This window comes from Sphingomonas bacterium (genome assembly GCF_903644055.1).
GTDB lineage: Bacteria > Pseudomonadota > Alphaproteobacteria > Sphingomonadales > Sphingomonadaceae > Sphingomonas_I.
Map to the genome: position 1 here is coordinate 1 of NZ_CAHJXD010000056.1, position 6901 is coordinate 6901.

At 66.4% G+C, this 6901-nt stretch carries 9 protein-coding genes; 7 read left to right on the forward strand and 2 right to left on the reverse strand.

All coding sequences use genetic code 11. From position 1 onward, the window contains the following. The 3 genes from HUU94_RS02295 to HUU94_RS02305 form a co-directional block, all read left to right on the forward strand. The coding region (locus tag HUU94_RS02295) for a class I SAM-dependent methyltransferase (RefSeq protein ID WP_174273507.1) at nucleotides 1-755 on the forward strand (755 nt) is incomplete at its 5' end. Between the two features lie 169 nt (nucleotides 756-924). Then, on the forward strand, nucleotides 925-1317 hold the full coding sequence (locus HUU94_RS02300; protein WP_254601882.1) for a reverse transcriptase-like protein: 393 nt from the start codon (nucleotides 925-927) through the stop codon (nucleotides 1315-1317). A 94-nt stretch (nucleotides 1318-1411) separates the two neighbouring features. Then, nucleotides 1412-2290 (forward strand): IS1595 family transposase, encoded by an 879-nt coding sequence (locus tag HUU94_RS02305; RefSeq protein ID WP_174273508.1) that lies wholly within the window; start codon nucleotides 1412-1414, stop codon nucleotides 2288-2290. Between the two features lie 44 nt (nucleotides 2291-2334). Here HUU94_RS02305 and HUU94_RS02310 read toward each other — a convergent pair whose 3' ends face one another. Continuing rightward, on the reverse strand, nucleotides 2335-3129 hold the full coding sequence (locus HUU94_RS02310) for a hypothetical protein (RefSeq protein ID WP_174273509.1): 795 nt from the start codon (nucleotides 3127-3129) through the stop codon (nucleotides 2335-2337). A gap of 254 nt (nucleotides 3130-3383) precedes the next feature. Next, nucleotides 3384-3980 carry a J domain-containing protein gene (locus tag HUU94_RS02315; protein WP_438827097.1) on the reverse strand — a complete coding sequence of 199 codons (597 nt, stop codon included), beginning with the start codon at nucleotides 3978-3980 and terminating at the stop codon, nucleotides 3384-3386. 36 nt (nucleotides 3981-4016) lie between these two features. On the opposite strand from HUU94_RS02315, the gene HUU94_RS02320 reads away from it, so the two are divergent. The 4 genes from HUU94_RS02320 (at nucleotide 4017) to hisD (ending at nucleotide 6877) form a co-directional block, all read left to right on the forward strand. Continuing rightward, nucleotides 4017-4301: a BolA family protein gene (locus HUU94_RS02320; RefSeq protein WP_174273511.1), complete on the forward strand. Its 285-nt coding sequence runs from the start codon at nucleotides 4017-4019 to the stop codon at nucleotides 4299-4301. A 3-nt stretch (nucleotides 4302-4304) separates the two neighbouring features. Continuing rightward, nucleotides 4305-4748 (forward strand): NUDIX hydrolase, encoded by a 444-nt coding sequence (locus tag HUU94_RS02325; protein ID WP_174273512.1) that lies wholly within the window; start codon nucleotides 4305-4307, stop codon nucleotides 4746-4748. A gap of 50 nt (nucleotides 4749-4798) precedes the next feature. Beyond that, entirely contained in the window at nucleotides 4799-5464 is a 666-nt protein-coding gene (hisG, locus tag HUU94_RS02330; protein WP_174273513.1) for an ATP phosphoribosyltransferase, read from the forward strand. Between the two features lie 129 nt (nucleotides 5465-5593). Beyond that, nucleotides 5594-6877: a histidinol dehydrogenase gene (gene hisD, locus HUU94_RS02335; protein ID WP_174273514.1), complete on the forward strand. Its 1284-nt coding sequence runs from the start codon at nucleotides 5594-5596 to the stop codon at nucleotides 6875-6877. The last annotated feature ends 24 nt before the right edge of the window (nucleotides 6878-6901 follow it).

Consider the following 6901-nt stretch of genomic DNA (forward strand, 5'->3'; position numbering starts at 1 on the left):
CGTCCGCCGCGCCGTCGCGGGCGCTCGTCGCGGCGGTCGCCGCCCCGACGCGCACGCCGGCGAACGTCGCGCGCGATCGCGATCGCCATCCGGCCGAGACGCTGGCGTTCTTCGGCATCAAGCCCAACGACCATGTCGTCGAGCTCTGGCCGTTCGGCGGCTGGTACACCGAAATTCTCGCACCCTATCTGGCGGCCGGGGGCGGCACGCTCACGGTGGCATCGCCGCCGGGCAAATATGCCGATCAGATCGCCAAGAAGCTCGACAGCGATCCGGCAACCTACGGCAAGGTCCGCCGCGCCAATTTCCCTGCGACGCTCGGCGGCGAGCAGGTGGCGCCCGGCAGCGCCGACATCGTGCTCACCTTCCGCAACATCCACAACTGGCGGATGGGAATGAGCCAGCCCGACAAGCAGGATTATTCCGAACAGGCCTTCCGCCAGATCTTCGCGATCCTGAAGCCGGGCGGGGTGCTCGGGATCGAGGATCATCATCTGCCCGAGGATATGGATGTCGCGAAGGAAAGAAGCAGCGGCTATCTGAAGGTATCGACCGTGCGCGCGCTCGCGGAGAAGGCCGGTTTCCGCTTCGCCGGTGCAAGCAACGTCAACGCCAATCCCCGCGACACGCATGATTATCCCAAGGGCGTCTGGACGCTGCCCCCCTCCTACACCGAGGGCGACAAGGATCGGGCGCGCTACGCCGCGATCGGCGAAAGCGATCGCCTGACGCTCAAGTTCGTCAAGCCGCGCTGAAGCTGAGCCGATCGACATCATCGATTCGAACGGACGTCGCGTCCAACTCTTCCGTCATGCCGGACCTGTTCCGGCATCCACCGTCCCCATAGCCGATCAGCTCGGGACCAGGAGCATGGTGGACCCCGGAACACGTCCGGGGTGACGGACAAGCTGTAAGGGAACTGGCGTGAGCGGGCGCACCGGGCGGCTGCGGATCTTCTTCGATGGCGGCTGCCGGCCCAATCCGGGCACGATGGAGATCGCCGCCGTCGCGCGCGGCGTTACCGATGCGCAACGCGACATCGGGCGGGGCGACAGCCAGGAGGCGGAGTGGCTGGCGCTGCTCCACGCGGTCCGCATCGCGATCGAGATCGGCGCGGAGGATGTCGAGCTGGTCGGCGATTCCACCGCGGTGATCCGGCAGGCGAGGGGCGCCGCGAAATGCCGCGATCCCGAGATGCGGCGGCACCTGGCCGCCTACCAGGCCGCCGTCGCGACGATCCCGCGCGTTCGCCTGCGCCACGTCCCGAGATCCAAAAATCTCGCGGGCATCGCGCTGGCGAAAGCGCATCCGCGTTAGACTCGGATTACATCAGCTTGAACCATCGTCACCCCGGACCTGATCGGCGCTTATCCCCTTGCGACAAGTAATGCTCTGTGCCATATGATTATGCATGGCAAATAAAGCTTCGACCCTTCGCCAGTTTCAGGCTCGCTTCCCCACCGAGGATAGCTGCCTTGAGCATCTGAAGCAGACCCGCTTTGGCGAGCGTCACGATTGCGAGAAGTGCGATCGTGAAGCGAAGTTCTACCGTGTGAAGGGTCGCCGTTCCTATGCTTGCGAGCATTGCGGAGCGCAGATTTACCCAACTGCCGGCACGCCTTTCGATCGCACCCGCACCCCGCTGCGCGATTGGTTCTTTGTCATGTTCCAGTTTTGCACGTCGCGGAACGGCGTTGCGGCCAAGGAAGTCGAGCGCCAGCTTGGCGTGACCTACAAAACGGCTTGGCGCATGTGCCACATGATCCGCGAGTATATGGGCGCGGTCGATGGCGATGATTTCCTTGGCGGTGCTGGCACTGTTGTCGAGATCGATGAGACGATCATGGGCGGCTCCATCAGCGGCAAAGGCAGCGGCTACATGGGCAACAAGGCCGTGGTCGTTGGCATCAAAGAGCGCGGCGGCAAGCTGGCGATGCGCGTTGTGGACAGTCGCACCCGTGGCCCAATGGAAGCCCATATCCACGCTTCGATCCGGCCTGGGACCACGATCAGCAGCGACGAGTTCGGCTCCTACCGCTTCCTTTCGCAGCAGGGCTATCGACACATCACTGTCAGCCACAAGCAAGGCCAGCGCGTCGGCAAGTTCGGGGCCACCACGAATGGCATCGAAGGCGTTTGGGCCGCTCTCAAGCGGGGGATCAACGGCACGCACGTTCATGTCAGCGCGAAGCATCTTCCGAAGTATCTGGCGGAGTTTGAGTATCGTCACAACATGCGCCATCTTCCGCATTTGATGCTGGATCGGCTGATGGTTTCTTTCTCCCGCTAGGAGGGGCCATCCTTTCGAGGAGGCGGTCAAAGCGGGTGTTCGGGTCATCGGGCACGAGGCCATTTCCTTTCAAATTCGGCTTGGCTGATCATAATATCGGCAAACATAATGCCGTTGCCGTCGAGCCTTTTCATGGGCGTGTCGCCCGGCCTCAATAAGTCAAGATAGTCCACTGCCCCTTCGCTCCATACGCTAGGATCAAGCGGTTCATACACGCCCGACCTTTCAACTTTGCCCCAGGCGGAAAGCTCGCTGTCGCGAGCTAATTGATGAAACTCGGTCAGCAAACTACCCATCTCAGCAAAATAACTAGGCTGATCTGATAAACTAGAATGTCGCCACGCACCGCTAGCAGCATAGAATATCCCATCGTTAAGCGCCTTGTCGCGCCTTACTTGCTGGTCATCCCATGTCTTATATTGAGGGACGAGGACGATCTGTGCGCGAGCGGCTTCGATATTCTGTTGCCGAACTGCCGCGGCTTTTGCGGACTGCGTTAAACGATCCCATTTCTCGTCCTGCAGCACTGAATTGAATGTTACAGACCCATGGATCGGGCCGTTCAATATCGGAGATGACGCCCCAGATGTGCTTTGCGCTAACGTAGGGGCCGATAGAGTGTCATTACTAGGCTTTAGCCACGACAGCCAAAGCCAATAAAGCGCCGCAAACACTGTAATCCCAAGGGCGATAAGCCGAATGTCTCCCACGCTCATTGCGGCATCGATCCGATCTTTAATTTTCTCCGGATAGAGACTGGCGGCAATGCCGCCCAAACCCGTGAAACCGGTAAAAGCGCGCGACGGCAAAGATTGTGCGGCGGTGTAAAGCTTTGACATTCTACCCCTCGATTCGAGGGGTCGCCGTAGCAGTTTTTCATGCTACTTGTCCAAAGGGGATAAGCCCCGACCTGATCCGAGGTCCCGCTGCCTCTGGCCGAGGGAACAAGCGGGACCCCGGATCAAAGGCCGGGGTGACGGCGGATTCTGCATTATGTCATCATGCTATAGCATCGGATGCGAACGGTGCGGACCTGATACGATCCTCCCCTGTCAGGGGAGGATCGTGAGTCATGCCCCAATTCGACCCTGGCTCACGCGAACGCCGGCGTGCTCTTGAGCCGCTGATAGGCGGCGATCACCTCGCCCAGTGCGCGTTCGTGGCTGCGGTCGCCGCCGTTGCGATCGGGATGGTAGCGGCGGACGAGATCGGAATAGGCCCGGCGCAGCGCGCGGCGATCGGCGTCGATCTCCAGGCCGAGCGTATTGAGCGCGCGCCGATCCTCGCTCGACAGCGGCTTGCCGTCCCCGCGCTCGGCGCCCGCCGCGACGCCGCCGCGAAAGCGCGCGTGGATCGCATCGAGCGGATCGGCGAAGTCCGCCCATCGCGGCGGGCGATCGGCGCCCACGCCCGCGAAGGCGCGCGTCTCGCGCTCCCAGCCGGCATAGGGGCGCTGTTCGGCGGCGATCTCGTCGGCGCTCATCCCCGTGAAATAATTGTAGCGCTGGTTGAAGGCGCGGACATGATCGAGGCACAGCCATTGCCAGTCCCCCGGCCCGTCGAAGCTCGGGCGGTGGCGGTGATCGGCGGGCGCGCGAAATTCGCCGGCGGCATCGCAGCCCGGCGCGGCGCATTCCCGATCCCCCTCGACACGCCCGTGAAAGCGCGCCTTACGCTCCCCATCCACCAATCGACCGCACTCCACCAAAAAGGCTATGTAGGAACGATGACGCAGCTTGAAACCGGCCCGGTCGCGGCGGAAATCGAACGACGGCTGCGCGCGGCTCTGTCTCCCGAAAGCCTCGCGGTGATCGACGACAGCGCCGCGCATCGCGGCCACGCCGGGCATGACGCGCGCGGCGAAAGCCACTTCACCGTGGAGATCGTCGCGGCGGCCTTCGCGGGGGAGAGCCGGGTCAAGCGGCACCGGCTGGTCAACGCCGCGCTGGCGGCGCTGCTGGCGGATCGCGTCCACGCGCTGGTGATCCAGGCGCGCGCGCCGGGGGAATGAGCCTTGCCCGAGCGCGCCGCCCGTCCCTCCTCCCGCATCCTGCTGATCGATCCCGCCGGCCGGGTTCTGCTGTTCCGCTTCGTCGTCGACGATCGAACGCCGTTCTGGGTGACGCCGGGGGGCGCGGTCGATCCGGGCGAGAGCTATGGCCAAGCGGCGGCGCGCGAGCTTCTGGAGGAGACCGGCCTCGCGCTGCCCTGCGGCGAGGAGGTCGCGCAGCGCTCGGCCGAATTCGTCACGGTCGAAGGGGTGTCCGTCCATGCCGACGAGCGCTATTATCTCGTCCGCGCGCCGCACGCGCGGATCGAAACGCACGGCCATACCGAACAGGAGCGTGCGATGATGCGCGAATGGCGCTGGTTCGATGCCGAAGCGCTCGCCGCGCTGGACGAGCCTTTCTATCCCGAGGATCTCGAAGCGATGCTGCGCGCGCTCGGCCTATGGTGAGGGGCCTTCGCCTTGCCGTGCGCGGGGGGCTCGCCTAAGTCGCCGCCTCCATGGCCGATCCGATCATCATCGCGGTTCCCAAGGGGCGCATCCTCGCCGAGGTGATGCCCCTGTTCGCAGCGGCGGGCATCCGCCCCGAGGCGGCGTTCGCCGACGAGGACAGCCGCGCGCTGCGCTTCGCCACCGATCGCCCCGATATCGGCCTGATCCGCGTCCGCGCGTTCGATGTCGCGACCTTCGTCGCGCATGGCGCCGCACAGCTCGGCATCGTGGGATCCGACGTGCTGATGGAATTCGCTTATTCGGAGCTCTACGCGCCGGTGGATCTCGATATCGGCCATTGCCGGCTCTCGGTCGCCGAGCCCGCCGAGATGGCGGCGCGCGACGATCCGCGGAGCTGGAGCCACGTCCGCGTCGCGACCAAATATCCCAACCTCACCCGCCGCCATTTCGAACGGCGCGGCGTCCAGGCCGAGTGCATCAAGCTCAACGGTGCGATGGAGATCGCGCCGGTGCTGGGGCTGTCGAACCGGATCGTCGATCTGGTCTCGTCGGGGCGGACGCTGGCGGAGAACGGCCTCGTCGAGGTCGAGACGGTCGCCGAGGTTTCGGCGCGGCTGATCGCCAACCGCGCCGCCTTCAAGACGCGCGCGGCGCAGATACTGCCGCTGATCGAGGCGTTTCGCCGAGCGGTGGAGCAGGCGCGTGCGGCCTAGGGCGCGGCGGCTCTCCCCTCCCGCGTGCGGGAGGGGCCGGGGGTGGGCACGCGCTCGCCGGCCGGAGAATCCGGCGGGCGGCGGTGCACCCCACCCCCCGACCCCCTCCCGCATGCGGGAGGGGGAGCGATGATCCGCCTCGACGCCTCTTCCCCCGATTTCCCCGCCGCCTTCACCGCATTGGTCGACGCGCGCCGCGAGGCGGACGAGGATGTTTCGCGGGACGTCGCCGCGATCCTCCGCGCGGTGCGCGATCGGGGCGACGCGGCGGTGCGCGATTATACGCTTGGCTTCGATCGCCACGATCTCGATGCCGGCGGTTGGGACGTGCCCGCCGCCGATCGCCGCGCCGCGCTCGATGGCCTAGCGCCCGATCTGCGCGCCGCGCTGGAAATGGCGGCCGAGCGCATCCGCGCCTACCACGCCGAGCAGCGCCCCGCAGATCGCGATACGACCGACGCCGCCGGCGTCCGCCTCGGCGCACGCTGGAACGCGGTGGAGGCGGCTGGCCTCTATGTGCCCGGCGGCCGCGCGGCCTACCCCTCCTCGGTGCTGATGAACGCCATCCCCGCCAGGGTCGCGGGCGTCGGGCGGCTGGCGATGGTGACGCCCACCCCCGACGGCATCGTCAATCCGCTGGTGCTCGCCGCCGCCGAGATCGCCGGAGTCGACGAGGTGTGGCGGATCGGCGGCGCGCAGGCGATCGCCGCGCTGGCCTATGGCACGAAGCGGATCGCGCCGGTCGATGTCGTGGTCGGGCCGGGCAACGCCTGGGTCGCCGAGGCCAAGCGCCAGCTCTACGGCGTCGTCGGCATCGATATGGTCGCGGGGCCGTCCGAGATCGTCGTCGTCGCCGATCGCGCCAACGATCCCGCGTGGATCGCCGCCGATCTGCTGAGCCAGGCCGAGCATGATCCGACCAGCCAGTCGATCCTGCTGACCGACGATGCCGCCTTCGCCGATGCGGTTGCCGCCGAGGTGGCGGCGCAGATCGGGCGCCTCCGGACTGGCGCGGTCGCGCGGGCGGCGTGGGAGGCCAACGGCGCGATCATCCTCGTGCCGACATTGGAGGCGGCGCTGCCGCTGGTCGATCGGCTCGCGCCCGAGCATCTCGAGCTTGCCGTCGCCGATCCCGATGCTTTGTTCGCGCGCGTCCGCCATGCCGGTTCGATATTCCTCGGCCGGCACACGCCCGAGGCGGTCGGCGACTATATCGCCGGGCCCAACCATGTCCTTCCCACCGGGCGCCGCGCGCGCTTCGCCTCGGGGCTCTCGGTGCTCGATTTCATGAAGCGCACCTCGTTCATCGCCTGCTCGCCCGCGAGCCTCGCGCTCATCGGCCCCGCCGCGATCGCGCTGGCGGAGGCCGAGGGCCTGCCCGCGCATGCCGCCTCGATCGCGGTGCGGCTGTGAAGACGCCGGGGTCTCGCGCGCAGG